The sequence below is a fragment of the Streptomyces sp. NBC_00887 genome, assembly GCF_045207585.1.
This window is the reverse complement of record NZ_CP108788.1, coordinates 3,968,099-3,991,193: the sequence shown is the minus strand read 5'-3', so window position 1 is coordinate 3,991,193 and position 23,095 is coordinate 3,968,099. Positions and strand designations below refer to the sequence as shown.

Genomic DNA, 23,095 nt, shown 5'->3' with positions numbered 1-23,095 from the left:
CGCCCCGACGGAAGCGAACTACGCACCGTACGAGGGCTGTTCGGCCTGCCGACGGAGGTCTACGGTCCGGGTGGCGCCCGCACCGTCCACGAATTCGACGAACGCGGCAACCGCACGGCAGTCACCGACCCGGCCGGCGCCACCACCCGCTACACCTACGACAGCGCCGGACGGCTGACCTCGGTCACCGACGCCCTCGGCGCCACGACGCACGCGGTGTGCAACGCGGCGGGGCTGCCCGTGGAGGTGGCCGACCCTGCCGGCGCCGTCACCCGCACGCAGAGGGACTCCCTCGGCAGGCCGGTCCGCATCACCGACCCGGTGGGAGGGGTCACGCAGCTGGAATGGGACGCGGATAGTCAGCTCGCACGCCGTAGGGGCCCCGACGGCGCCACGGAATCGTGGACGTACGACGGGGAGGGCAACCTGCTCACCCGCACCGATGCGTCCGGTGGCGTCTCCCGCTTCGAGTACACCCACTTCGACCTGCCGGTCGCCCGCACCCGCCCCGACGGCTCACGGTTCGAGTTCGAGTTCGAGCACGACACCGCGCTGCGCCTCACCCGCGTCCGTAACGCGCAGGGCCTGAACTGGACCTACGAGTACGACGCGGCGGGCGACGTCGTCTCCGAGACCGACTTCGACGGCCGCACCGTCACCTACCGGGTGGACGCGGCGGGCCGACTCGCCACCCGCACCGACGCGCTCGGCGGGACCATCTCGTTCGAACGCAACCAGCTCGGCCTGGTGGTCCGCAAGGACGTCGACGGCCGCGTGACCACCTACGGCTACGACCGGTCCGGACGCCTGCTGGAGGCCGCCGGTCCGGACGGCGAGCTGCGCTACCAGTACGACCGCCGGGGACTCACCAAGACGGAACTTGTCGACGGCCGCCCCATCCTGTACGCCTACGACGCCCTGGGCCGTCGCACCCGCCGCACCACGCCCACCGGGCACGTCACCTCCTACGCCTACGGCGCCGACGGACTGACCGAGCGCCTGACCAGCGGCGATCGGCGGATCGACTTCAGACACGACGCGGCCGGCCGGGAACTGGCCCGGGTCTTCAGCGACGCGGTCACCGTGTCCTCGGCCTGGGACGAGGCCGGACGGCTCTCCGCGCAGCACATCACCGCCGCGGGGCGCGAGGTGAACAACCGCGCCTATTCCTACCGCGCCGACGGTCAGCTGACCTCCGTCGCGGACCGCCTGTCGGGCACCCGCACCCTCGACCTCGACCGGGCGGGCCGGGTCACCGCCGTCCACGCCCGGGGATGGACGGAGCGGTACGCCTACGACGAATCCGGCAACCAGACGTCGGCGTCCTGGCCATCCGGCCACCCCGGCCGCGAGGCCACCGGACCACGTGCCTACACCGGTACCGCCCTCACCAGGGCCGGCGACGTCCGCTTCGAGTACGACGCCCTCGGCCGGGTCACCCTGCGGCAGAAGACGCGGCTTTCCCGCAAGCCGGACACCTGGCGTTACACGTGGGACACGGAGAACCGCCTTACCTCCGTTACCACCCCCGACGGGGCCCGCTGGAGGTACCGCTACGACCCGCTCGGACGCCGCACCGCGAAACAGCGCCTGGCGGACGGTGGCGAGAGCGTGGTCGAGGAGGTCCGGTTCACCTGGGACGGCCTGACCCTGTGCGAACAGACCAGTCACGGGCCGGACGGGCCGAACACGGTCGCCCTCACCTGGGACCACCGCGGCCACACCCCTCTTGCCCAAACCGAGCGCCTTCTTACCGCCGATGACCGGCAACGCGAGATCGACCGCCGTTTCTTCGCCATCGCCACAGACCTCATCGGCACCCCTACCGAACTCATCGAGGAGACGGGCGACATCGCCTGGCGTAGCCGCAGCACCCTGTGGGGCACCACGGCCTGGGCCCGGGACAACAGCGCCTACACCCCACTGCGTTTCCCCGGCCAGTACTACGACCCCGAGACCGGCCTCCACTACAACTACCTCCGGCACTACGACCCGGAGACCGGCCGCTACACCTCCCCGGACCCCCTCGGCCTCGCCCCCGCGCCGAACCCCGTCAGCTACGTGGACAACCCGCACACCGCGTCGGACCCGCTGGGCCTGATGCCCAAGTACACGAAGGAAGAGAAGGCACAGAAGGCCCGGGACGACGCCCTCAGCGCCATGGACAAGGTCATCGAACGGGCGCAGGACGGCAAGATGCAGAAGGCCGGTAATTACCACGCGAACGACCACGGTTTCACCGAGGAGATGGTCATGGAAGTCCTCAAGAAGCCGGACGCGGTGTATCACTCGACAGCAGGCAGCGGAAACCTGATTTTCCGTCAGGGAGAGGACATCGTGGTCACCCGTGCCGACCGTACCGGGGCAGGCAACGTCATCACGGCATACGGTTCGTCCGGCATCAAGGGTCCTTCGGGGGCTCAGGCACTGGGCGGCTTGCCCACCGACCCGGGTGCGCCGATTACGCACATTGACGTGGTGGAGGGCAGGATTCCAGCCAAGAACGGCTACATGGCCCCCGCAGAGCAGGTCAGATGAGGAGGCGTCCACCATGAGAATCACCATCGATGACTGGACCGTGATGGTGACGGGCGAGCCGCTGCGACTCACTCCGCGTTTCGACTTCCGGGACTTCCGTGTGCGCATCGCGGAGTATTCGAACGTAGAGGAACGCGGCGCGTTCCTTCTGGATACCTTCGGCAGTGGGCCGTGGCTGTGGGACACGCCTGACGAGCTCCGGTTCGACCGAGAAGACCAGGAGCTGGTCGGCGCCGAGTTTCAGGTCGCCGGTGAGGCCGCCGACCCCGAGGACTCCGCCCGCCTTTCCGTAACCCCCACTGTCCACCCGGGAGGTCTTCGCGCGGACGAGGCCCGGGACTTCCACCTTGAGGTGACCACCGAGCTCTGCCGTGCCCCGGAGGACGCCGTACTGACCTGTCTGCGCGATCTCGATGTCCTCGACGAACCGCTGGAGGCACGCATCGGCATCGCCCCGGACGTGGCACTCCTCGTTCAGGACGGTGCCGTCGCCGGCTGGAGTCTGACCGACCCGGTCCGGTACGTGACCACCGGGTTCGCCGCCCCCGACCCGGCTCCCCCCGCCCCGTCCACGCGGGTCCTGTTCACCACGTGCATGGACCTCATCACCACGCCGTGGCTGGACGCGGTGCGGCGCCGTGAACCGGCCGCCGTGTCCGGCCTGCGGGAGCTTGACCACAGGCTGCGCGACCAGCGTGAGGACCGGAACAGGGCTGACGCGCTCCTCGCTTTCATCGGCGAACTGGTTGAGGACTACGGGAGCCGGTGACGGTCGGCCGATTCGACAACGGTCCCCTTCCATCTCGCCGCAGTGACAGGTTCACCCCCGTTTGTGTTCTGCCCCCTGCGGAAGGTCTGCACAGCCGTTCGTGGAGCGGGTCGATGGCCCGGCTGCGGCGGGCCCTGGCCGTGGTGCCGCGGGCGGCCGACTGGTGCCGACTGCGGCCAGGCTCCCACACCTCACCGCAGCGGACCTTGTACGTGGGCAAGGACCCGCACGTTCCCGTTCCCGGCCCGCCCTACTCGGTGATCTGCGCACTGGAGACGGGCCGTCCCTGGGAGTGCCGCGCCGTGTGCACTCCGTCTGGTACTGGGCGACGATGCCGCGCCTGTTACCGCCGGGCAGATGCGCGAGCTCGTCGAGCAGCTGGTCGCAGCCGGGCATAGAAGGACAGCGCCCGGGAGATCCTGATCGTGGTGGACGCCGGCGACGACGCGCCCCGCCTGGCTTTCCTCCTGAAGGATTTCCGGTGCAGGCATGTAGCCCACCGTGCACTAAGACTTGCGCGCACCGGCCGTGACGCTCATTTGACGCCGTCGTCTTCGGCGGGGCGCTGGCCGGCCGACTGCTGTACGAGGAACTCCCCCGCACGGGACACGCATGGAAATGAAAGGCGCTCGTGCGGACAGTTGCGTAGGTTTCGGGTCCCGGTAGCGGCTTGCACACCGCTCCTCCCGAAACATTGCAGTCCAGGTGAATTAATATCTGCGCCCGCGAGGTGAGAGTTTGACGGACCATGCAGTAAGGGTTTTTGGCGTAATGAGCAAGGGGAATTGCGCAACCCAACGCAAGGCGCTGCGGCGTGCTACTGTCGATCTCAGTTGCAGTTGTGGTTCCCAAAACTTACAAGTGCCCCCACCCGGCTCCTGCCGGCGGGAGCGCTTTTGTGTTTCCGGTCATTTTCCGGACGGGGTTAATCATCGCGGCGACACGGAATCCGCACGGTGCGGCTTCCGATGTACTGCCCCAAAGGAGATATGACATGGCTGCTGGTACCGTGAAGTGGTTCAACGCGGAAAAGGGCTTCGGCTTCATCGAGCAGGACGGTGGCGGCGCTGACGTGTTCGCCCACTACTCGAACATCGCCGCCCAGGGCTTCCGCGAGCTGCTCGAAGGCCAGAAGGTCACCTTCGACATCGCGCAGGGTCAGAAGGGCCCGACGGCCGAGAACATCGTTCCGGCCTGACGCTGACGCACACTTTGCAGCTGGGGCCCGCATCCTTCGGGGTGCGGGCCCCGGCTGCACGCGTATCCCGCAGCGGTGCGGGACGGCTCGGAGAAATCCGCAGTTTCCACACACGCGGCTCCTTGAGCGGCATTGCGGCCGACGGCCGAATTTTGCGTCCCCATCGCGTCACCCATTTCAGCACCTGCGCCTGCGTGGATTTCCGCCGGCCGGATCTGCTTTTTTTACCACCGGTCCATACTTGTAATTCCCTGTGCCGCTCATTGCTGCGGGAATTCCTTGATATGCGCCACATCGAGGAAGGTTCCGCATGAACCGCACACGTACCAACGACCGCTCCGCCCGCACCCGTGGTGGCAGTGCCGCCGCCGGCATGGGAGGCGGCCGCTTCGGTTCGCAGGCGCCGCGCCGTTCCGGCGGGCCGGCCCGTCCCGGCGGTTACGGGCGCCGGGCCGCCGCAGTGCAAGGTGAGTTCGCGCTCCCGAGGACGATCACCCCCGCGCTGCCCGCCGTCGAGGGCTTCGCCGATCTTGGCATGCCCGAGCAGCTACTGGCCGAACTCGGCAAGCAGGGCGTGACGGCACCGTTCCCGATCCAGGGTGCGACGCTGCCGAACTCCCTGGCGGGCCGTGACGTCCTGGGCCGGGGGCGCACCGGTTCCGGCAAGACCCTCGCCTTCGGTCTCGCCCTGCTGGCCCGCACCGCTGGACAGCGTGCCGAGCCCCGCCAGCCCCTGGGGCTGATCCTCGTACCGACGCGTGAGCTGGCCCAGCAGGTGACGGACGCGCTCACTCCGTACGCCCGTTCCGTCAGGCTGCGGCTGGCGACGGTCGTGGGCGGGATGTCGATCGGCAAGCAGGCCGGCGCGCTGCGCGGTGGGGTCGAGGTCGTCGTCGCGACCCCGGGCCGGCTCAAGGACCTCATCGACCGTGGCGACTGCCGGCTGAACCAGGTGGGCATCACAGTCCTGGACGAGGCCGACCAGATGGCTGACATGGGTTTCATGCCGCAGGTCACCGCGCTGCTCGACCAGGTCCGTCCGGAGGGGCAGAGGATGCTGTTCTCCGCCACGCTGGACCGAAACGTCGACCTGCTGGTGCGCCGCTATCTGACGGACCCCGTCGTGCACTCGGTCGACCCGTCGGCGGGTGCGGTCACGACGATGGAGCACCACGTCCTGCACGTCCACGGGGCCGACAAGCACGCTGCCACGACCGAGATTGCCGCCCGCGACGGTCGCGTGATCATGTTCCTGGACACCAAGCGTGCAGTGGACCGGCTGACCCAGGATCTGCTCAACAGCGGGGTCCGGGCAGCGGCGCTGCATGGCGGCAAGTCACAGCCGCAGCGCACCCGCACGCTGGCGCAGTTCAAGACCGGGCACGTCAGCGTGCTGGTGGCGACCAATGTGGCGGCGCGTGGCATCCATGTCGACAACCTCGACCTCGTGGTCAACGTCGACCCGCCGACCGACCACAAGGACTACCTCCACCGCGGTGGCCGTACGGCCCGCGCCGGCGAGTCCGGCAGTGTCGTCACCCTCGTCACACCGAACCAGCGCCGCGACATGGTCCGTCTCATGTCGGACGCCGGGATCCGGCCGCAGACCACCCAGATCCACTCGGGCGACGAGGCCCTGAGCCGGATCACCGGCGCCCAGGCCCCCTCCGGCGTTCCGGTCGTCATCACCGCGCCGGTGGCCGAACGTCAGAAGCGCAGCGCCTCCTCCCGAGGCCGGCGACGCCCCGCTTCGGCGACCCGGCGCACTCCCGTGCGCCAGTCCGTGGTGGGCGCGGCAGCCTAGAACGTTCGTGATCAGGAAGCTGACCCACTTCTGCAGGAGGCACCTTTTGACGCTGATTCAGGCACAGCCCCGCCCGGCGGGCGCCAACCCCGCGCACCGGCCGGTGGTCAGGGCTATGGACGCTGCTGGGCCGCAGGTCTGCGACGACATGAGCGTCGAGGTGGCGCTGGCCGTCATGGCCGCCGCACGAACGGGCCGACTGGTCGTCTGCGACCAGGACGGCCAGCGCACCGGCCTGGTCACCCGTGCGGAACTCGCCGTTGTCCGGGACAGCTCCGCCTACACCGACCGGGTCCGCCTGCGAGACATTCTCGGCGACCACGGATCGATCACCTCACCCGTGACCGGTGCGGCCGAAGCCGAGCACGCGATGCGCCACCTCCGGCTCGGTGCTCTGCCGGTGGCCGACGAGCAAGGCAGCGCCCTGGGCGTCCTCGCCCTCTCCCGCTGACCCGGTTTCACCCCTGGTCGGACCGTTCTTTCCTTCTCCTTGTGAGGCCTCATGCGCTGCGTCATCGCCCGCTTCCCGTTCGATCTCACCAGGAACGGCGTGCTGGAATCGATGAAGGGCATCAAGCCCGAACGGGACACCGGTGAATCCGTGACCATCGGCCGCCGCCACTACCCCGTCAAGCAAGTTGGCCAGGTCATCACCCGTCAGGACCGACGCGACTTCAGCGCCGCCGAAGTCTTCCGGGCCATGACCAAGCTCGGCTTCACCTGCCGCACCCTTCCCGCACCCGCACCCGCTCGCATCCTCAGCCCGCTCCAGCAGGCTTCCGCGATGCTCGGCACCCCCGCCTCCGTCTGAACGAGGAACAGGTGGGAGCCGAGACCTGAACGGCAGTGGGCCCTACCGGTGCGCCGGTCGGGCTCATACTGCGTGCGAGGGGTTCCTGCCGTGGTGGCTGCTCAGAGGGTGGAGTAGCTGACGTCGCCCACGGTCCATGAGCTGACATCCTCGATCGCCACCCGGTACATCCCGCCCGTCTCAGGGATGCCCACCGTGCCCTGCAGGATCCGGGCCACGTGGAAGTGCAGATGTGTAGGCGGCACGTCCTTCTTCGCGGAGGTGTCGAAGATGGCGGAGAACTCCCTCAGGTGGTCGGAATCTGTCAGGACCTCCGAGACGCGCCGGCTCCACACTGCTTCGGGAGCCAGTCGGCCGGTGATGACAGCACCACCGGCGACCACGGTCAGGGACATCTGGTTGCTCTGCCCGGACTCCACCAGGGCGGCGATGGCAACGAGCAGTTCGTCAGGCTTCGACATGAGGCAGATTATATTCACGTGGTGTCCGGCTGCTCGGGCGGTCGCGCCACCGGGCAGGACGGGCGATCACGGTCTTGCCGCCGGAGGCCCGGCAGGTGACCGCGGTGGCGCGGGCGAGACTGTTGACCACCGGCCGGCCGAAGCCCTCGGTGCCGCCGTTGAGCGCTGCATGCCGGTCGGGTGCGCGGTCGGTCACCTCACATGGTCTCGGGGTGCGCGGTCGGTCCAGGGTGCAGGTGACCTCTCCGTGATGCAGGGAGTTGGTGACGAGCTCTGACGCGGCCAGGAACACGATATGTGCCGCGTCCGGGCCATGATCGGCTGCCGCAAGCCTTCGAGGAAGGCCCGATCCGCATCACGCGCGTCGGCAACGGCTCCCGTAGAACGGACGGTTGTGGCGTCGACGGTCATCATGTTCACCGGGGCCACCCCGGTCCGTGGATCGTCCGTGCCCGGCCGCCTCCCCGACCCTTGTGTCCCGTTCCTCCGCCCGGCCAACCCGGCAGAGCCGCAGTGCCTGCCGTAGGGAAATGAGGACCACAATCGACGCGTGGCCGCACGCCGGCGCGCGCCCGTGGCGCCATGCCGGTCCCCGGCCTGCCCGAGTCGTGGGCTCGCGACGATCGGAGCATGCGGCCCATCCACGCTGATGCCACCGGCCGGGCGAGCACGAGAGCGACCGCGGGACGAGTGGACAGATCCTCGACAAGGCGCTGAAACGGAAGCAGGAGCGCCAGTCCGCGGACCATGGCACCTGCGCGCACGCTTCCCCGGTGCTCGATCAACGGGCCGGGAGCGTCGAGGGCGGCACGGGTCCTTGTGCCACGCCCGTCAACGGCCGACCTGTGGGGTGTTGCGGCCGGAAACACGCATCCCGGTCGGTGGTGGCCGTGACGAGATGCCCGGTGTCGGCCGGTGCCCGCCGCAGCATGGCCGGCGGCGTCAGGCTCGGCCCGACGTGCTGCGCGGCTGTGGTCACTCCGGGCGCCGGACTGGGCTTCGGAGCTGCTTGGACCGTCCGTAGACCGGTCGAGGTGGATTACCTCATCTTCGGGTGCGTAGAAATCTATGTCCGCTGGAGTAGACATTGGGTGGTGGGGTGGCTATGGTTTCTCTCGTAGCCGAGATCGAGCAAGGCCCGGCAGAGATGAACTGCCAGGCAGCACAGGTAGTTGCAGTGCGCAGGACGGTGCGGTGGTGGAGTTTCGGAGCCAGGGCTGTTGCAGGACGGCGACGGGACTGACGACCGGACCGGGTGGCCCGCAGTGATCAGGGGCCGCCGAGAGCAGTACCGCAGTGGCAGTACCCGTACCTGCGGTTCACAGGACCAGCAGTGCGGTGGTGGGTAGTTCCTCGGTGAAGGCGTCGGCTGCGGGCGCGCGTGCCGGGAGGTTCGGCAGTGGGGTTCCAAGCCGGAGCAGACGCAGGACGGGCGACGGGGCTGGCTGTCGAAGAGTGGCGCTTGATCAGGTCACCAGCAGTACAAGAGGGAAGTACCAGCAGTAGGTAAGTGGTTGATCCCAGAGGGAAGAACGGAGGAGCCAGGCGCCATCAGGATCGCCCGGGCGGAGTGACTGGGCCCGGGTACCGCAGGACATCGATAGTGAGGTGGTCTCCGGTCAAGCAACCGCGATCCCCGCGTTCCCGACAGCATCTCGGTCGGGTCTGCGGAAACAGAGGGCCGGCGCAGTATCAGGGTCGGCGGATGGTGTAGTAGTTCCTTCGGGGCCCTGGTGCCAGTACGGCACCAGGGCCCCTCCACGCGTTCCGCAGAGAGGTGCAAATGACAGTAAATGATTCGTTCGGTCGTCTCGATGACGACGACTACCCCGCCTACACCATGGGCCGGGCCGCTGAGATGCTCGGCACCACCCAGGGATTCCTCCGCGCCATCGGAGAGGCCCGCCTGATCACCCCGCTCCGCTCCGCGGGCGGCCACCGCCGCTACTCCCGATACCAGCTGCGCATCGCCGCCCGAGCCCGGGAACTCGTCGACCAGGGCACCCCCATCGAGGCCGCCTGCCGCATCGTCATCCTCGAAGACCAGCTCGAAGAAGCCCAGCGCATCAACGCCGAACACCGCCGCGCCGCCGGACCGTCCGTTCCGCCCGTGAGCTGAGGCGGTGCGCCCGGGTTCCGGTGGCTCCTCCCGCACGTGTCGGCGCGACGTTGCGGAGGCTCTGTCCTCTGCCTCGGCTGTCATGGTGCGGAAGGCCCCCGCCCACGTCTTGGGCGCGTGTGTTTCGCCTCGCGAAACGTTGTGCTCCGGGTGGATTGATAGTTGCGACCGCGAGGTGAGGGTTTAACGTGCCGCGCCGGGAGCGTTTTTACTGCAACGAGCAGAATGTAATTGTGTAACTTATGACGGACGCTATGGCATGCTACTGTCGATCGCAGTTGCAGTCATGGTTCCCGAACTTCAAGCGCCTCCAACGGTACTTCAGCCGTTGGAAGCGTTTTTGTATTTCCGGTCATTCCGGGAGGGGCGTCATCGCGGCGACCCGGTATCCGCGTACTGCGGGTCCCGGCTTACTGCCTCCGAAGGAGATATGACATGGCGTCCGGCACTGTGAAGTGGTTCAACGCGGCAAAGGGTTTCGGCTTCATCGAGGAGGATGGTGGCGGTGCCGACGTGTTCGCCCACTTCTCGAACATCGCCGCCGAGGGCTTCCGCGAATTGCTCGAAGGCCAGAAGGTCACCTTCGACATCGTGCCGAGCCAGAAGGGCCCGACGGCCGAGAACATCGTTCCCGTCTGACGTCGACGCGCACTCCGCAGCCCTGGCCCGCACCCCGAAGGGTGCGGGCCAGCGCTGCAAATGCCTCTCTTGGTGGACTCACGTGTGGGAATGCCATCGCCCTCAGGGATTATTCAGGGGTGCTACCCCCGAGCTGCGCCTGCTGGAGTCCCGGATTTCGCGTCCGCGTGACGCTGTTGATTTCCATCGCCTGCATTCGCATCCGGATTCGCCGCAGGCCAGATTTTCTTTCGCATTCCATTCGGCTCGTTATTCTCCCTGCACCGCCTTGCGGGGCGGGAATTCTTTGATACGCGCCCTATCAAGGAAGGTTTTGAATGAACCCTGAACCTACGGACGACCACTCTTCCCGCAGCCGGACCAGCGGCCCCGCGTTCGGCTCCAACGCCGGTTCGGGCCTGGGTAGCCGCGAATCGCATGCCCCGGGTGAGGGGAAGCCGGTGGGCACGGATATCCGTCGCAGGAACAACATCACCGTCACCGGCCGTGTCGACGGGCCGGTGCTCCTGCTGGCCCACGGGTTCGGCTGTGATCAGAACATGTGGCGCCTGGTGGTTCCCCTGCTGGCAGGGGACTTCCGGTTGGTGCTCTTCGACTACGTGGGCTCCGGCCGCTCGGACCCTTCGGCCTGGAACGAGCGGCGCTACAGCTCACTGGAGGGCTACGCCTCGGATGTGTTGGATGTCTGCGAGGAGTTGGACCTGCGGGATGTGATCTTCGTCGGACATTCGGTCAGTGCCATGGTCGGGGTTCTCGCGGCGGCCAGGGAACCCCAGCGGTTCTCCCGCCTGGTGATGGTGGCTCCGTCGCCCCGCTACATCGATGAGGACGGGTACCGGGGCGGGTTCGGCGCGGACGACATCGGTGAGCTGCTCGAGTCGTTGGAGTCGAACTACCTGGGCTGGTCGGCGGCGATGGCTCCCGTGATCATGGGTAATCAGGACCGGCCTGAACTCGGCCAGGAGCTGAATTCCTCGTTCTGCGCGACCGACCCGGACATGGCTCGGATCTTCGCCCGCACGACGTTCCTCTCCGACAGCCGCGAAGAGCTCAAGACGGTCACGGTGCCGACGCTGGTGCTGGAATGCAAGCACGACGTGATTGCCCCCCGCGAGGTCGGTGCCTACGTCAACGACGCGATCCCGGGAAGTCGCCTGGTCACGCTCGAGGCGACGGGGCACTGCCCGCAACTGAGCGCACCGCAGGCCACTGCGGTGGCGATCGCCGACTTCCTGGCGGTGCCCCGCTGATGCGCCGCAGCGATCAGCGTCCCTACAGGGAGCAAGAGAGGGAAGTCACCGACGTGGCCGCCTTTACGTCCCTGCTGGAGGACAGCGCGGAGGAGCTGTACGAGCAGGCTCCCTGCGGCTACCTGTCAACGCTGATGGACGGCACCATCGCGAAGATCAACACCACCCTTCTGGAGTGGCTGGGCCTGTCACGGCAGCAGGTGGTGGGCCGGATGCGGTTCGCCGATCTGCTCACCGTGGGCGGCAAGCTCTACCACGAGACGCACTTCGCCCCGCTGTTGCAGATGAACGGCGAGGTCAGCGGCATCGCCCTGGACATCAAAACCGCTGACGGGCAGCGAATGCCGGTGCTCGTCACCTCGAAGGTGAAGACCGGCGACGACGGCGGACCGATGCTCGTCCGCACCACGGTCTTCGATGCCCGTGACCGCCGCGCCTACGAGACCGAGCTGCTGCGCGGACGTCAGGAGGCTGAAGCGGCGCGTCGGCAGGCCGAGGCCGACCGTGAACGACTCCAGGAAGCCCTCGCCGTGCTGCAGCAGAGCCTGCTGCCCGCCGAACTGCCCACGGTTCCGGGCCTGGAAGCCGGCTCCTACTATCACACCGCCTCTCCGGAACTCCTCGGCGGAGACTTCTACGACCTGTTTCCCCTCGACGCGGACCGGTGGGCGTTCTTCCTCGGCGACGTGTGCGGCAAGGGCCCTCAGGCTGCCGCGGTCACCTCACTGACCCGCTACACGCTTCGGGCGGCGGCCCTCCACGATCCGGACCCCGTTACGGTTCTGACCACCCTGAACACGGTGCTGCACGAGCGGTACACCAGCGGGGACACCCGCTACTGCACCGCGATATTCGGCGTCCTGCACCCGGGTGACGACCAGGTCAGTGTGCACCTGGCCTCCGGTGGCCACCCCTCCGCGCTGATCCAACGCGCCGACGGAACCGCGCACTACCTGCCCACCCCCGGTGGCATGCTCATCGGCGTCCTGCCCGAGGCGCAGTTCACACCTGCCCGGACCCGGCTCCTGCCCGGCGACACCCTGCTGCTCTACACCGACGGCCTGACCGAAGCCCGCACCGGGCCCGAACGTGAGCTCTTCGGCGATGACGCCCTGCGCACCTTCGCGGCCGAACAGTCCGCCACCGGGCCCCAGGCCCTCGTCACCGCTCTGACCGGGCTCCTCGCCGACTTCGGCGACGGACTCGACGACGACACCGCGCTGCTCGCCCTCGGCGTGCCCGCCCGGCTTCCCCACCCCACGAGTAAAGACCTGACATGAGCCGGCTGACGATCACCGTCCAACACGCAGCCACCGGTCCGGTACTGGAGATCACCGGTGACCTCGACCACGGGACGGCACCAGAACTCCGTCAGGTCGTGGACCACCTCACCCTGGCCGGCGGCCAACTGCTGGTCCTGGACCTGACCGGCCTGGAATTCATGGACTCCAGCGGCATCACCGCCTTGCTGGCGGCGCGCAACCTGGCTACGGAACAGAGCGGCGACATGGCCCTGACCGCTGTCCCGGCCAACACCGCCCGGATCCTGCGTATCGTCGGCCTGGACCGAGTCTTCACCTTCGTCGATGTCCGGGACGGGCTCCAGTTCGGTGAGCATCCGGCGCAGTGACGTCCTCTGGCTGTGACGGAGCGTCACTGACGCCCGGTCGGCTAGCGGCACCTGACGACGGACGGCGCGGTGCCGTTGGGGTTCCCGGCACCGGCGGCGCCGGGAACATTCAATCCGTTGTGCGAGGGTTCACTTGAGGCGTTCGAGGCAGAGGGTGAAGTCCCGGCCCGCGCCGCCCTGGGTGTAGCGCTGGTACTGGCTGTCGCAGGTTCCGTCCGTGCCGGAGGTGCGGCCGGCGACCTTGAACTGGGCTTCGGAGCTGCCGCAGTCCACGATCTCGAACTCGGGATCGCCGACGGATATCACCGCGGTGGCCGACGCGTTGCCGGCGTGCAGGCAGTCACCCGCGTCGGCGGTCGCCGCGCCCCCGAACCAGGTGGTGTAGCCGCCGTACACGACGACGCCGGCCACGACGACGGTGACGACTCCCCTGAGGACGCGTTTGACGCTCGAGCGGCGGGCGGGGACCGGCACGGCGGGTTGTCTGTACGGGTTCAGACCGGGCGGCGGTGGAGTGGTCATCGGGTTCCCCTGAGGTGTCGTGGGCAATGTCGATCGGCGGCAGAAAATACCACCATCGACCGACGTCCGGACCTGCCCGCGACCACCGGACCGCTGATCCGGTTTCGGGCAGGCGGCGCTCGACACGGCCGAAGGGCGAGAACGCGTTCCAGGCCGCCCCGTTGGCGTGGATCGCCGCGAGGCGAAGCCCGCCCGGACTCAGCGGCCCACCGCTTGAGGCGCGACAGCTTCTCGGGGTTGCGGACGGCGTAGAGGCTGATGATGCGGCCGTCCTCGATGCGTACCGTCAGGACGCTGCCGATCTCGTCGCCGCGCGGAGAAGCAAGGCAGGGTGGCCGCTGACCTGCGTCGGTCGCAGCGCCATGCGACCGACTCCCGGCCCCAGGGCGATCCGGCCCAGAACCCTGGCCGCCTCGTCGGGCCCCACGACAGGCTCCAGCGCGGCCGGAACGACTCCGCCGCCGTCGGTCAGCAGGACGACATCGGGACTCCTGAAGGACGTCCTCGGCCACGTAGCCGAGCATCTCGTAGGCAACGGTGAACGGCAGGTTGCGATAGGCGACGAACGCCTCGGTGGCGGAGTCCGAACCCCCGGCGCGAGGTCTTTGCCCGGTCATGCGCTCGTCCATCGTCGGCTCCCGCCTGTCGCGTCGTGTCCGTCTCACGCGGTGGCGCCTGCGCGCCCGGCGATCTCGCCGCCGTCGCCGGCCGGTCACCATCGAAGCCGCTGGGCCGACCCCCGATCGTTCGATGCGGGTCGGCCCTGCGGGCCTCCTCGAACGCGCAGGGCGGGTCCTTCACCGATGGGTGCCCCGGGGCGGCAGCCCGCGTAGTCGCGCTCCCGATGAGGCTTCGTGGGCCCGGTGCGGCGATGGCGGACTCAGGCGCGCGGGCCGGCGCCGTGCAGCAGGGTGTCGATGATGCGGGCGGCGAGGGTGTCGGTGTCGACGTCGGTGTCGTCCGGGCTCCCGTGCAGGGACTCCCCGAGCAGCGCATAGTAGACGCGGCGTACCCAGTGGAGATCGGCCGCCTCGTCGATGAGCTTCTCCGCCCGGGCCCGCTCCAGCACGGTGATGCAACGCCGGCCGATGTCCTGGTGGAGGGCGGCCGCTTCGCTGCCGGGATCGGCCGGAAGTTCCAGGGCGAACGTCCAGGCGCCCTTCACCTCCAGCACATTGGCCGTGATCCGGTGCAGTGCCACCAGCGGGGGAGCGGTGTCCGGCCGGCCGTCCTCAACGGCTTGGGCGAGTTGGCGGGCTGCGGACGAGGCCAGGGCCTCGATCAGCGCCTGTCGATGGGCGAAACGCCGGTGGATCGTCGTCCTGGCCACTCCCGCCGCGGTGGCGATCTGCTCCATCGACGCGCTCGGATCCGTGGAGAGCACGCGTTCGGCCGCCTCCAGGATCACGCGAACGCTGCGCTCCGCGTCCGCCCGCAACGGCCGTGCCGCTGTCTCACCCATGGCGCCTCCCACTTATCTAGTGCTTCACGAAACGATACACCGATGCGCCATCTCCCTGCTAGATGCATCAAAGGTGTTGCAGTTACTAGGGAATCGAGTACGCTCCTGTCTCGGTTGCTCGTCGAGTGACATCAAGTGAAGTCGACTGAAGGGGTCTTCCCATGCGCAGTGCAGCGCTCGTCACAGGTGCCTCATCCGGACTCGGAGCGGAGTTCGCCGCGCAGCTCGCCGCCCGCGGGCACGACCTGATCCTGGTGGCGCGTTCCGAGGACAGGCTCACCGCCCTCGCCGAGCGCCTGACCGCGGAGCACGGCATCCGCGCCCATGTGCTGGTCCAGGACCTCGCCGAGCCCGACGCGGCCCGTCGGATCGCCGGCCGGCTCGCCGCCCGTGGCCTGAGCGTCGACCTGCTGGTCAACAACGCCGGGTTCGGCACGTGCGGTCGCTTCGAGGACATTGCCGCGGACCGTGACCACGATCAGCTGATGGTCAACGTCGTCGCGCTCGTCGACCTCACCCACGCCCTGCTCCCGGACATGCTGGAGCGCGGCACGGGCGCGGTCGTGAACGTCGCCTCCACCGCGGGCTTCCAGCCCTCCCCGTACTTCGCCGTCTACAGCGCGGCCAAGGGCTTCGTCCTGAACTTCGGGCTCGCCCTGCGCCAGGAGTACCGCGGCCGTGGCATTCGCGTGCTCACGCTGTGCCCCGGCCCGGTCGACACCCCCTTCTTCGACGCCATCGGCACCCGCAAGGCGGCCGTCAACGGCTCGATGACCACGCCGGAGCCGGTCGTCCGTGCGGCTCTGCGCGCACTCGACCGCGACCGCGGCTACATCACCCCCGGCCTCGGCAACGCCCTGGCCGCGCATCTGCTGCCGCGCCGACCGCGCACCCTGGTCGCCGCCATCGCCGAGCGCGTCACCCGCAAGGTCCTCACCCCCTCGGGCGTGGCCACGCAGCCGAAGGAGTACGCGGCATGAGTTCCTCCACCGTCCCGGCCGCGGGTGCCGCCGCCGCGATGCTGCTCGTCGGCACCTCGACGGCCGTCTCCGCGACGATCGCCGACTACCCCGTCCTCAGTGGCCAGGCGTTGCGCTACGCACTTGCCGCAGCGATCCTGCTCGCCGTCGTACGCCATCAGCGCTTACCCCGCGCCGGCCTGACGCCCCGTGACTTCCTGCTCCTGGCGGCGCTGGCCGCCACCGGACTGGCCGGCTTCAACATCTTCCTGGTCGAGGCCACCCGGCACGCAAGCCCCGCCATGATCGGCACCGTGGTCGGAGCGATCCCCATCGTCCTCGCCCTCGCCGGGCCGTTGACGCAACGCCGCAGGCCCGCCACCCGCACCGTCGGCGCCGCGGCTGTCGTGACCCTGGGCGCTGTCGTCGCCGCCGGGTTCGGCGGCGGCAGCCTGCACGGTGTGCTCCTGTCGCTGGGAGCACTCGCCGGCGAAGTCGCCTTCTCGCTGCTCGCTCTTCCTCTGCTGCCCAAGCTCGGCCCCCTGAGGGTCGCCGCCTATCCGGCGGCACTGTCCGTGCCCATGCTGCTGGCCGCGAGCCTCGCCCTGGACGGCGCGAGCTCCCTGCGCCTGCCCACCCCCACCGAAGCGGCCGCTTTCGGCTACCTCGGCGCACTCGTCACAGCCACCGCCTTCTTCCTCTGGTACGACGCGCTGCGCCGACTGGGCGCCGAGCTTGCCGGACTGTTCGCCGGACTCGTCCCGGTGGGCGCACTGATCACCACCGTCGCACTCGGGCTCGGCGAGGCGGGCCCCGCAGACGTGGCCGGCGCCCTGCTCGTCGCCGCGGGTGTCGTCTTCGGGCTGCGGCGGCCTGCGCCGACCAGCGGTGCGGGGCGGGGCGGCCGTCGTGTCCGGCGGTCCGAACGGGGCGGCGTCACCGTTCGAGAAGGAGCTGAGGAGTCGTGCACGACGCAGGACTCCGGGCGAGTGCCCTCGGGCTGTCGTGCCGGGCGGGCCCCCAGCAGCGCCTCGTAGACGACAAGACCGGTCCCGGCCGGTTCATGAGGAGCGTCATGCAATCGAAGAGCTGTGAACCCTCCGGGGCAGAGCCCGGAGGGTCGACGGATGGCTTCGAGGGCCGTCCCGTGTCCTGCGGGGGAGCCGGGCATTGCGCCGGCTCCCCCCCGCAGGACGGGTCGCGGTGTTCCACCGCGGGATGACGTCAGGACAGCTTGAACGTGGTCATCTGGTGGATGGCGTTGTCCGGGCTGAGGACGCGCGAGCCCAGCTGCTGGGCCATGCGGTCGTATCCGCTGCGGTCGAAGTTGAGCGAGATCATCTCCTCCGCGCCGTCCCCGTCGAGGTCGGCCGCGAGGTACTCGCGGCCCCCCGAGGCGTTACCTGCGCCGAGCGAGCTGCTGAAGGCGCCCCCGCTGGTGAGGATCGAGGGGTCCCACGCCCCTACGCCGCCCTCCACGCCACCGGCCAGCAGCTTCCGCCCGCCGGGACCGGTGATGAACTGCGTGGTGCGCAGCGGTGCGGAGGTCGAGCCCTTGCCGTCCTGGCCGTCGGGGCCGAAGACCCGGATGGTGCCGAAGCTCGTGGCGAGCAGGCCGTCGCCGTCGTCACCGGTGAAGAAGTTGCCGTGCGACCAAGGGCCGCCGGTCTGCTTCTGGTGCAGCACCTCGCCGGTGCGGCCGTCCCGGATCTCCACGATGACAGTGGCGCTCGCGGCCTCCGTCGAGCTGAAGTCGGGCACGGCCGACACGATCCACGTGTAGGCGACCGCGTGCCCGTCCGCGTAGGGAATCTTCGGCGAGGCGAAGACGCCGTGGTCGAGCAGGGCGCCGTGCAGCTTCCCGTCCACCGCCGCGGCCGGGGCCTTGGGGGCCGCCGTCCAGCGGACCGCGCCGTTCCTGCCGTTGAGCGCGACACCGTCCACCACGGCTTCGTCGAGGTTCAACGCGCCGACACTGGTGTACTGGGCGTACACCTGGCCGTCGGCGACCGTCGTGTCGGAGAAGACCACGTCGCCGGCGTCCGCGGGCGCCGCGTACGTCCACATCGTCTTGCCGGAGCCCTTGTAGGCGCGCAGCGCGTCGGTCGGGACGAGGATCTCGGCCTTGCCCTTGCCGTCGACATCGGCCACGGTGACCGAGCGGACGTACGCGCCGCCGCCGTCGATGGTGCTCAGGACCTTGCCGGTGCGGCCGTCGAGGACGACGGTCGCGGTGTCCGCGGCAACAACGACCTCGGGGTTGTTGTCGCCGGTCACGTCGCCGGTCTCGACGGCATGCACCTGGCCGGGGACCGTGGCCTGCCACAGCTTCTTCGGCGTGCCGTCGAGCAGCGAGGCGCCGGAGTAGGCCCACACGCCGCGCGACGTGCCGCCGGCGACGACGTCGGGCTTCTTGTCGCCGTCGACGTCGAGCGCCTTGGCGTACGACAGGTCGCCCTGGAGCGGCGTCAGGCGCTGCTGCGTGCCCTTGCCGAGGTCGAAGTCGCGGACGTTCTGTTCCAGATCGACGACACGGATGTGCGCCCCGCTCTTGTCGCTGAACAGCTGCTGGAACATCGGCGAGGCGGAGTTGTCCTCGTGTTCCCAGCGCACGTCACCGTCGCCGTCGAACACGGTCAGCCTGGCCAGCCTGCCACCGCCGGCGTTGTCGGCCGTGTCTATGCGCTTGTCGCTCTGCGCGGAGGCGACCAGGCGGCCTGCCGTCACGTCCAGACGCCAGGTGCTGGCGCCGTCATGGCCGTTGTCGGCATCCCGCTTGACGGTGCGCGACCAGAGGGCGGTGTCCGGGCTGTTGCCGTCGAGGACCCGGACGGTGCTCGCGTTCACGTAGAGCCCCGGGTCGAAGGTGGACTCGGCGACCACGTACTCGGTCTTCGCGTCGCCCCGCAGGTCGCCGACCGTCATGGCCGTCGGCAGAACGTTGGACCGGTCGTCCAGGGTGGCGCGTGCGCCGCCGCCGAGGGCGTACGAGGCGATCTCGTAGCGCACGCCGTCCGTGGAGTCGGTCTGTTCCAGGGCGACGAGGCGGTTGCGCGTGGCGTCCAGGTGCAGTTGGCGGCTGTACAGGGTGCTGTCGCTGTGCCAGGTGACGGACCCGTCGGCCGCGTCCATCACGAGGGTGCGGCTGCTGCCCGGCGTCGTCGCCGTTTTCCGGAGGTTCCAGGAGGCCGCGAGCCTGCCGTCACCGACGGACTCCAGTGCGCCCCAGGAGCCCTCGGTCTGCCGGGTGTCGTACGTCCACGTCGACGCCGGGGTCAGCGCGCCGTCGGCGTACGAGAAGCGGATCCCGCTGAGCGTGGCCGTCTCGGCCGCCGGGGCGTTCTGGTTGTACGCCGGCGTGTTGGCGACGAGCAGCGTGCCGTCGACGACCTTGACCGCGGTGGCCTGCGAGTAGACCTTCGACCAGAGCGTCTTGCCGCTCCTGCCGTCGAGGACCGTCACGAACGTGCCCGTGGGCAGCGTGGAGCCGGGCGAGGTGAACGGCCGGTAGGGCGTACTGCCGACGCTCGCCGAGAAGACGACGTCGGGCGTGCCGTCGCCGGTCAGGTCGGCTGTGTCGAAGCCCTGGTCGGAGGTGGCCGTGAAGGGGCTGACCGCGTTGTAGCCCATCTGGATGCGCGCCGGGTACGGCTCGGTCTGCCACACCCGCAGCGGCTTGACCTGCCAGTCCGCGTACAGGGACGTGTTGGTGCGCGCCCAGGCCGTGGTGCCGTCGGCCTTGTGCAGCTGCACGTTGCCGAGGCTGTGCAGGGTGAAGTAGCTGCCGTCGGAGCCGGCAGGCACGGTCGCACCGACGCCGCGGACGCCCTCCAGGGCGGACTTGTCGGTGAAGGTGACCGGGGCCGCCGCGGTGGTTCCGGAACCGGAGCCCGCCGTGTCGTCGGACGAACCGTTGTCGGCCGTGTCGCCCTCCTGGTCACCGGCGTCGACGGCCTTCTGGTTGTCGCCGTAGACGTCGACCTGCAGACGCTCGGCCAGGGTCTCGGCCTGCCGGCTGGTCAGCTTCATCGCCGAACCGTCGTCGTCACCGGCGGCGAGCGCGTGCGGCGCCGCCGTCAGGGCGAGGCCGGCCGCGACCAGGCCGGAGGCGAGCCGCAGGGCCCGCCGGGAAGTGGTGGCTCTCATCACTTGGCTCCCTGGGCGATGCGAATGGCCGAACCATTCGTCAGCACCGACTGGTTGAAGGAGTACTGCAGGGCATCCGTGCCGGACTGGTTCTCGATGCCGACAGTGGCTGTGCCACCGTTGCCCGGGACGGTCTGGTACTGGAAGGTGATCGCGCCGGTGGCCTCGTCGAAGACCGCCTCGAAGGTGACGCGGGTCGAGGAGCCGTCGGCGAAGAGGGCGTTGTTCCAGACGACCGCGAAGGTACGGCTGCCGGTCTTGCCGGTGGTGGCCGTCTGCACGCTCGACTTCTTGTCGAGGGTCAGGTCGTCCCAGAACGGGGCGACGACGCCGTCGGGCTTCGCCGTCGACGGCAGGGCCGTGTTGGTGTAGTCGCCGACGCGCGGCGCCAGGAAGTTGATCATGCCGTTCGTGGTCACGGCGGCGCTGGAGTACGAGACGCCGTACAGCTTCACCGGGAAGGGCAGTGCGATGTTCTTCGCGTCCTCGTCACCGTTGAGTGCGACCTTGTCGGCGCCCTTGACCCAGGCGTACGTGCCCGGCGTGCAGCTGTTGCCGGACCGGTCGGTGCGGGCCGGCAGGCGCACGGTCAGCGACTCGTCGCCGTCGACCGTGAGCGCGGTGGTGTCCACGCCGTTGCACAGCACGGGGGCGGTGGGCGTCGTGGTCAGCGAGTAGGAGCCCTCGGCGACCTTCGGCAGGGTGAAGCGGCCGGAGGCGTCCGTGGTGACCTCGCGCACCGGGACGCCGTCGACCTCGACGGTGGCCCTGGCGAGCGGCTTGCCGGTGACGTCGAGGACGGTGCCGGTCACGGGGTGCATCGGCACGGCGTCGAGCGTGATGTCCTGCGCGAGGTCCTGGCCGGCGGCGAGTTCGAGGCCCTTGACCGAGCCCATGGCGTAGCCGTACCCGCCGTACGAGATGTCGTACGTGCCCGCGGCCAGCGTCAGCCGGTAGGAGCCGTCCGCGTGGGTGGTCGTGGTGCGGTCGGTGCCGGACCCGCTCACCTTCACGGTGACGCCGGACAGGGCGGAACCGGTGGCGCTGTCGGTGACCTTGCCGGTCACGGTGCCCGCGGTGTGCGGGGCCTTGGTGACGGTGCTGAGGATGTCGAGCTTGCCCTCGCCCCACACGTTGTTCATACCGGCGGTGCCGCCGCAGTGCGTGTCGTCGACGTCCGTCGCGCCCTCGTTGAGCAGCGCGCGGGTGCCGTCGATGTCACCGATGAGGGCGGGAGCCGAGGACCACAGCAGGGCCACGGCGCCCGCGACGTGCGGGGTCGCCATCGACGTACCGTTGATGGCCTTGTACGTGCTGCCCGGCCAGGTCGAGCGGATGTTCACGCCGGGGGCCGAGATGTTCGGCTTCGCCGAACCGTCGACCAGCGACGGGCCGAAGCCGGAGAAGTTGGCGATCTTGCCGGTCGAGTCGTACGCGCCGACGCCGTAGGCGGGCGCCTGCGCACCCGGGGCCTTCGTGGTGGAACAGGTCACGCCGTCGCCGTCGTTGCCTGCGGCGAACGCCTCGAATATGCCGGCCGCGTTCCATGCCTCGACGATGTCCTGGTAGAACGTCGTGTTGCCGCCGCCCCAGGAGTTGTTGACGATGTCGGGGGCCAGGTCGGGACGCGGGTTCTCACCGTTGCGGTCGGTCGGTGCGACGATCCACTGGCCGGCCGACAGCAGCGACGCGTCGGAGCAGGAGGACGTCTCGCAGCCCTTCGCGGCGATCCACGTCGCGTTCGGCGCGACGCCGATGCCGTTCGCGGCGACCATCGTGCCCATGGTGTGGGTGCCGTGGCCGTTGTTGTCGCACGGGAGGCCGCTCGTGCCGCACTCGCCGGTCGGGTCGTAGAAGTTGTAGTCGTGGGTGAAGCTGCCGTCACCGTTGTTGCCACGGTAGTTGCCGACGAGGTCCGGGTGGTCGAACTGCACGCCCGAGTCGACGTTGGCGATGACGATGCCCTCGCCGCGGTTGTCGTACTCGGACCAGACCTGGTCGGCCTTGATGTCCTTGACGCCCCACTCGGGGGCGGCCTCGTCGGTGACGGAGGCGGCCTCGGTCCTGCTGTCCGCGCTCTCGACGTCGTCGAGCCGGTAGTGCTGCTCCTTGACGATTCTCGCCACGTCCGAGCGCTTGGCGAGCTCGTCGACGAGCCGTTCGTCACCGCTGACGTAGACGGCGTTGGCTATCCAGAAGTCCTGGTGGCCGACCTTCTTCTCGTCGAGGAAGGCGTTGAGCGAGCGCTGGCTGTCGGCGGCCTTGGCGCGCAGCTCCTTGTACGCAGACTTCGCCTTGGAGTGCGCGGGCTCGGCCTTGGCGGCGGACAGGTCGGCCTGGTCCTTCAGGACGACGAAGAAGGATGCCTCGCCACCCCTGTCCACAGCCTTCTGCAGGGCCGAGTCGATCTTCGGGGAGGGCGTGGCAGCCGCGGTCGCCGCGGGCAGCGCACCGGTCAGAAGCGCGGTCGCGGTGAGGGCGGCCGCCGCCCACGCGGCGCGTCTGCGCCGGGGCGATCGGGGCACGTACATCGGGTGCTCCTTCGGAACGTAGAGGGAGCCCGGACATTAGGCAGCCGCCGTTACTCGGCCATTACATGGCAATCGGCCGACGGGCCGAACCCGCCCGGTCCCTGCCCTGCGACCCACACCGCCTCGCCACCGGAAGCGGCGGCGCGCGCCCGTCGAACCGTCCGGCGACCAGGTCTACGCCGCGGCCGACGAGGGCCTGCGGATCCTGTGGACGGACGGCACGACCGGCTGCACGGACCTCGTGAAGGGGGGGGGG

General features: G+C 69.3%; 19 protein-coding genes. 13 read left to right on the top strand and 6 right to left on the bottom strand.

The genetic code is table 11. From position 1 onward, the window contains the following. Positions 1 to 216: 216 nt before the first annotated feature. From OG844_RS18125 to OG844_RS18100, 6 genes are all read left to right on the top strand, one after another. The gene (locus tag OG844_RS18125) at positions 217 to 2,538 is read left to right on the top strand and encodes an RHS repeat-associated core domain-containing protein (protein ID WP_406391546.1); all 2,322 of its coding nucleotides are present in this window, start codon (positions 217 to 219) and stop codon (positions 2,536 to 2,538) included. A gap of 13 nt (positions 2,539 to 2,551) precedes the next feature. After that, entirely contained in the window at positions 2,552 to 3,307 is a 756-nt protein-coding gene (locus OG844_RS18120) for a hypothetical protein (protein ID WP_406391544.1), read from the top strand. A gap of 994 nt (positions 3,308 to 4,301) precedes the next feature. After that, positions 4,302 to 4,505: a cold-shock protein gene (locus tag OG844_RS18115; protein WP_023586116.1), complete on the top strand. Its 204-nt coding sequence runs from the start codon at positions 4,302 to 4,304 to the stop codon at positions 4,503 to 4,505. 310 nt (positions 4,506 to 4,815) lie between these two features. Beyond that, positions 4,816 to 6,309, top strand: coding sequence for a DEAD/DEAH box helicase (locus tag OG844_RS18110; protein WP_406391542.1), 1,494 nt, complete (start codon positions 4,816 to 4,818; stop codon positions 6,307 to 6,309). Between the two features lie 46 nt (positions 6,310 to 6,355). Beyond that, positions 6,356 to 6,760: a CBS domain-containing protein gene (locus OG844_RS18105; RefSeq protein ID WP_406391541.1), complete on the top strand. Its 405-nt coding sequence runs from the start codon at positions 6,356 to 6,358 to the stop codon at positions 6,758 to 6,760. Between the two features lie 51 nt (positions 6,761 to 6,811). Next, the gene (locus OG844_RS18100; protein WP_406391539.1) at positions 6,812 to 7,120 is read left to right on the top strand and encodes an SCO5918 family protein; all 309 of its coding nucleotides are present in this window, start codon (positions 6,812 to 6,814) and stop codon (positions 7,118 to 7,120) included. A 101-nt stretch (positions 7,121 to 7,221) separates the two neighbouring features. Here OG844_RS18100 and OG844_RS18095 read toward each other — a convergent pair whose 3' ends face one another. Together OG844_RS18095 and OG844_RS18090 are read right to left on the bottom strand one after the other, a co-directional pair. Then, positions 7,222 to 7,581 carry a hypothetical protein gene (locus OG844_RS18095; protein ID WP_406391537.1) on the bottom strand — a complete coding sequence of 120 codons (360 nt, stop codon included), beginning with the start codon at positions 7,579 to 7,581 and terminating at the stop codon, positions 7,222 to 7,224. Then, complete coding sequence (locus OG844_RS18090; RefSeq protein WP_406391536.1) at positions 7,568 to 7,777, bottom strand: hypothetical protein; 210 nt, start codon at positions 7,775 to 7,777, stop codon at positions 7,568 to 7,570. The genes OG844_RS18095 and OG844_RS18090 overlap by 14 nt, the downstream gene beginning before the upstream one ends. Positions 7,778 to 9,364: 1,587 nt before the next feature. Here OG844_RS18090 and OG844_RS18085 point away from each other — a divergent pair. From OG844_RS18085 to OG844_RS18065, 5 genes are all read left to right on the top strand, one after another. Continuing rightward, on the top strand, positions 9,365 to 9,700 hold the full coding sequence (locus tag OG844_RS18085) for a MerR family transcriptional regulator (protein ID WP_406391534.1): 336 nt from the start codon (positions 9,365 to 9,367) through the stop codon (positions 9,698 to 9,700). 435 nt (positions 9,701 to 10,135) lie between these two features. Continuing rightward, positions 10,136 to 10,339 carry a cold-shock protein gene (locus tag OG844_RS18080; protein ID WP_406391532.1) on the top strand — a complete coding sequence of 68 codons (204 nt, stop codon included), beginning with the start codon at positions 10,136 to 10,138 and terminating at the stop codon, positions 10,337 to 10,339. A 317-nt stretch (positions 10,340 to 10,656) separates the two neighbouring features. Beyond that, the gene (locus tag OG844_RS18075) at positions 10,657 to 11,589 is read left to right on the top strand and encodes an alpha/beta fold hydrolase (protein WP_406391530.1); all 933 of its coding nucleotides are present in this window, start codon (positions 10,657 to 10,659) and stop codon (positions 11,587 to 11,589) included. Next, positions 11,589 to 12,869, top strand: a complete 1,281-nt coding sequence (locus OG844_RS18070) for a PP2C family protein-serine/threonine phosphatase (protein ID WP_406391529.1) — start codon at positions 11,589 to 11,591, stop codon at positions 12,867 to 12,869. Before OG844_RS18075 ends, OG844_RS18070 begins: the two co-directional genes overlap by 1 nt. Beyond that, on the top strand, positions 12,866 to 13,219 hold the full coding sequence (locus OG844_RS18065; protein WP_406391528.1) for an STAS domain-containing protein: 354 nt from the start codon (positions 12,866 to 12,868) through the stop codon (positions 13,217 to 13,219). The genes OG844_RS18070 and OG844_RS18065 overlap by 4 nt, the downstream gene beginning before the upstream one ends. Before the next feature lie 129 nt (positions 13,220 to 13,348). On the opposite strand, the gene OG844_RS18060 is transcribed toward OG844_RS18065, so the two are convergent. Both OG844_RS18060 and OG844_RS18055 read right to left on the bottom strand, forming a co-directional pair. Next, a complete protein-coding gene (locus tag OG844_RS18060) occupies positions 13,349 to 13,741 on the bottom strand; it encodes a hypothetical protein (protein WP_406391526.1) in 393 nt (130 codons plus the stop codon). An 880-nt stretch (positions 13,742 to 14,621) separates the two neighbouring features. After that, positions 14,622 to 15,203 carry a TetR/AcrR family transcriptional regulator gene (locus OG844_RS18055; RefSeq protein WP_406391524.1) on the bottom strand — a complete coding sequence of 194 codons (582 nt, stop codon included), beginning with the start codon at positions 15,201 to 15,203 and terminating at the stop codon, positions 14,622 to 14,624. Between the two features lie 161 nt (positions 15,204 to 15,364). Between OG844_RS18055 and OG844_RS18050 the strand changes: the two genes are divergently transcribed. Both OG844_RS18050 and OG844_RS18045 read left to right on the top strand, forming a co-directional pair. Then, complete coding sequence (locus OG844_RS18050; protein WP_406391522.1) at positions 15,365 to 16,183, top strand: SDR family NAD(P)-dependent oxidoreductase; 819 nt, start codon at positions 15,365 to 15,367, stop codon at positions 16,181 to 16,183. Continuing rightward, positions 16,180 to 17,199, top strand: coding sequence for a DMT family transporter (locus OG844_RS18045; RefSeq protein WP_406391520.1), 1,020 nt, complete (start codon positions 16,180 to 16,182; stop codon positions 17,197 to 17,199). The genes OG844_RS18050 and OG844_RS18045 overlap by 4 nt, the downstream gene beginning before the upstream one ends. Before the next feature lie 187 nt (positions 17,200 to 17,386). On the opposite strand, the gene OG844_RS18040 is transcribed toward OG844_RS18045, so the two are convergent. After that, positions 17,387 to 20,308: an FG-GAP repeat domain-containing protein gene (locus tag OG844_RS18040; RefSeq protein WP_406391518.1), complete on the bottom strand. Its 2,922-nt coding sequence runs from the start codon at positions 20,306 to 20,308 to the stop codon at positions 17,387 to 17,389. After that, entirely contained in the window at positions 20,308 to 22,839 is a 2,532-nt protein-coding gene (locus OG844_RS18035; RefSeq protein WP_406391516.1) for a S8 family serine peptidase, read from the bottom strand. Before OG844_RS18035 ends, OG844_RS18040 begins: the two co-directional genes overlap by 1 nt. Between the last annotated feature and the right edge of the window lie 256 nt (positions 22,840 to 23,095).

Coding starts and splice junctions, on each gene's coding strand:
- OG844_RS18065 (WP_406391528.1), top strand. CDS start 12,866: ATGAGCCGGCTGACGATCACCGTCCAACACGCAGCCACCGGTCCGGTA.
- OG844_RS18115 (WP_023586116.1), top strand. CDS start 4,302: ATGGCTGCTGGTACCGTGAAGTGGTTCAACGCGGAAAAGGGCTTCGGC.
- OG844_RS18080 (WP_406391532.1), top strand. CDS start 10,136: ATGGCGTCCGGCACTGTGAAGTGGTTCAACGCGGCAAAGGGTTTCGGC.
- OG844_RS18120 (WP_406391544.1), top strand. CDS start 2,552: ATGAGAATCACCATCGATGACTGGACCGTGATGGTGACGGGCGAGCCG.
- OG844_RS18040 (WP_406391518.1), bottom strand. CDS start 20,308: ATGAGAGCCACCACTTCCCGGCGGGCCCTGCGGCTCGCCTCCGGCCTG.
- OG844_RS18045 (WP_406391520.1), top strand. CDS start 16,180: ATGAGTTCCTCCACCGTCCCGGCCGCGGGTGCCGCCGCCGCGATGCTG.
- OG844_RS18100 (WP_406391539.1), top strand. CDS start 6,812: ATGCGCTGCGTCATCGCCCGCTTCCCGTTCGATCTCACCAGGAACGGC.
- OG844_RS18050 (WP_406391522.1), top strand. CDS start 15,365: ATGCGCAGTGCAGCGCTCGTCACAGGTGCCTCATCCGGACTCGGAGCG.
- OG844_RS18055 (WP_406391524.1), bottom strand. CDS start 15,203: ATGGGTGAGACAGCGGCACGGCCGTTGCGGGCGGACGCGGAGCGCAGC.
- OG844_RS18035 (WP_406391516.1), bottom strand. CDS start 22,839: ATGTACGTGCCCCGATCGCCCCGGCGCAGACGCGCCGCGTGGGCGGCG.
- OG844_RS18085 (WP_406391534.1), top strand. CDS start 9,365: ATGACAGTAAATGATTCGTTCGGTCGTCTCGATGACGACGACTACCCC.
- OG844_RS18095 (WP_406391537.1), bottom strand. CDS start 7,581: ATGTCGAAGCCTGACGAACTGCTCGTTGCCATCGCCGCCCTGGTGGAG.
- OG844_RS18075 (WP_406391530.1), top strand. CDS start 10,657: ATGAACCCTGAACCTACGGACGACCACTCTTCCCGCAGCCGGACCAGC.
- OG844_RS18110 (WP_406391542.1), top strand. CDS start 4,816: ATGAACCGCACACGTACCAACGACCGCTCCGCCCGCACCCGTGGTGGC.
- OG844_RS18070 (WP_406391529.1), top strand. CDS start 11,589: ATGCGCCGCAGCGATCAGCGTCCCTACAGGGAGCAAGAGAGGGAAGTC.
- OG844_RS18060 (WP_406391526.1), bottom strand. CDS start 13,741: ATGACCACTCCACCGCCGCCCGGTCTGAACCCGTACAGACAACCCGCC.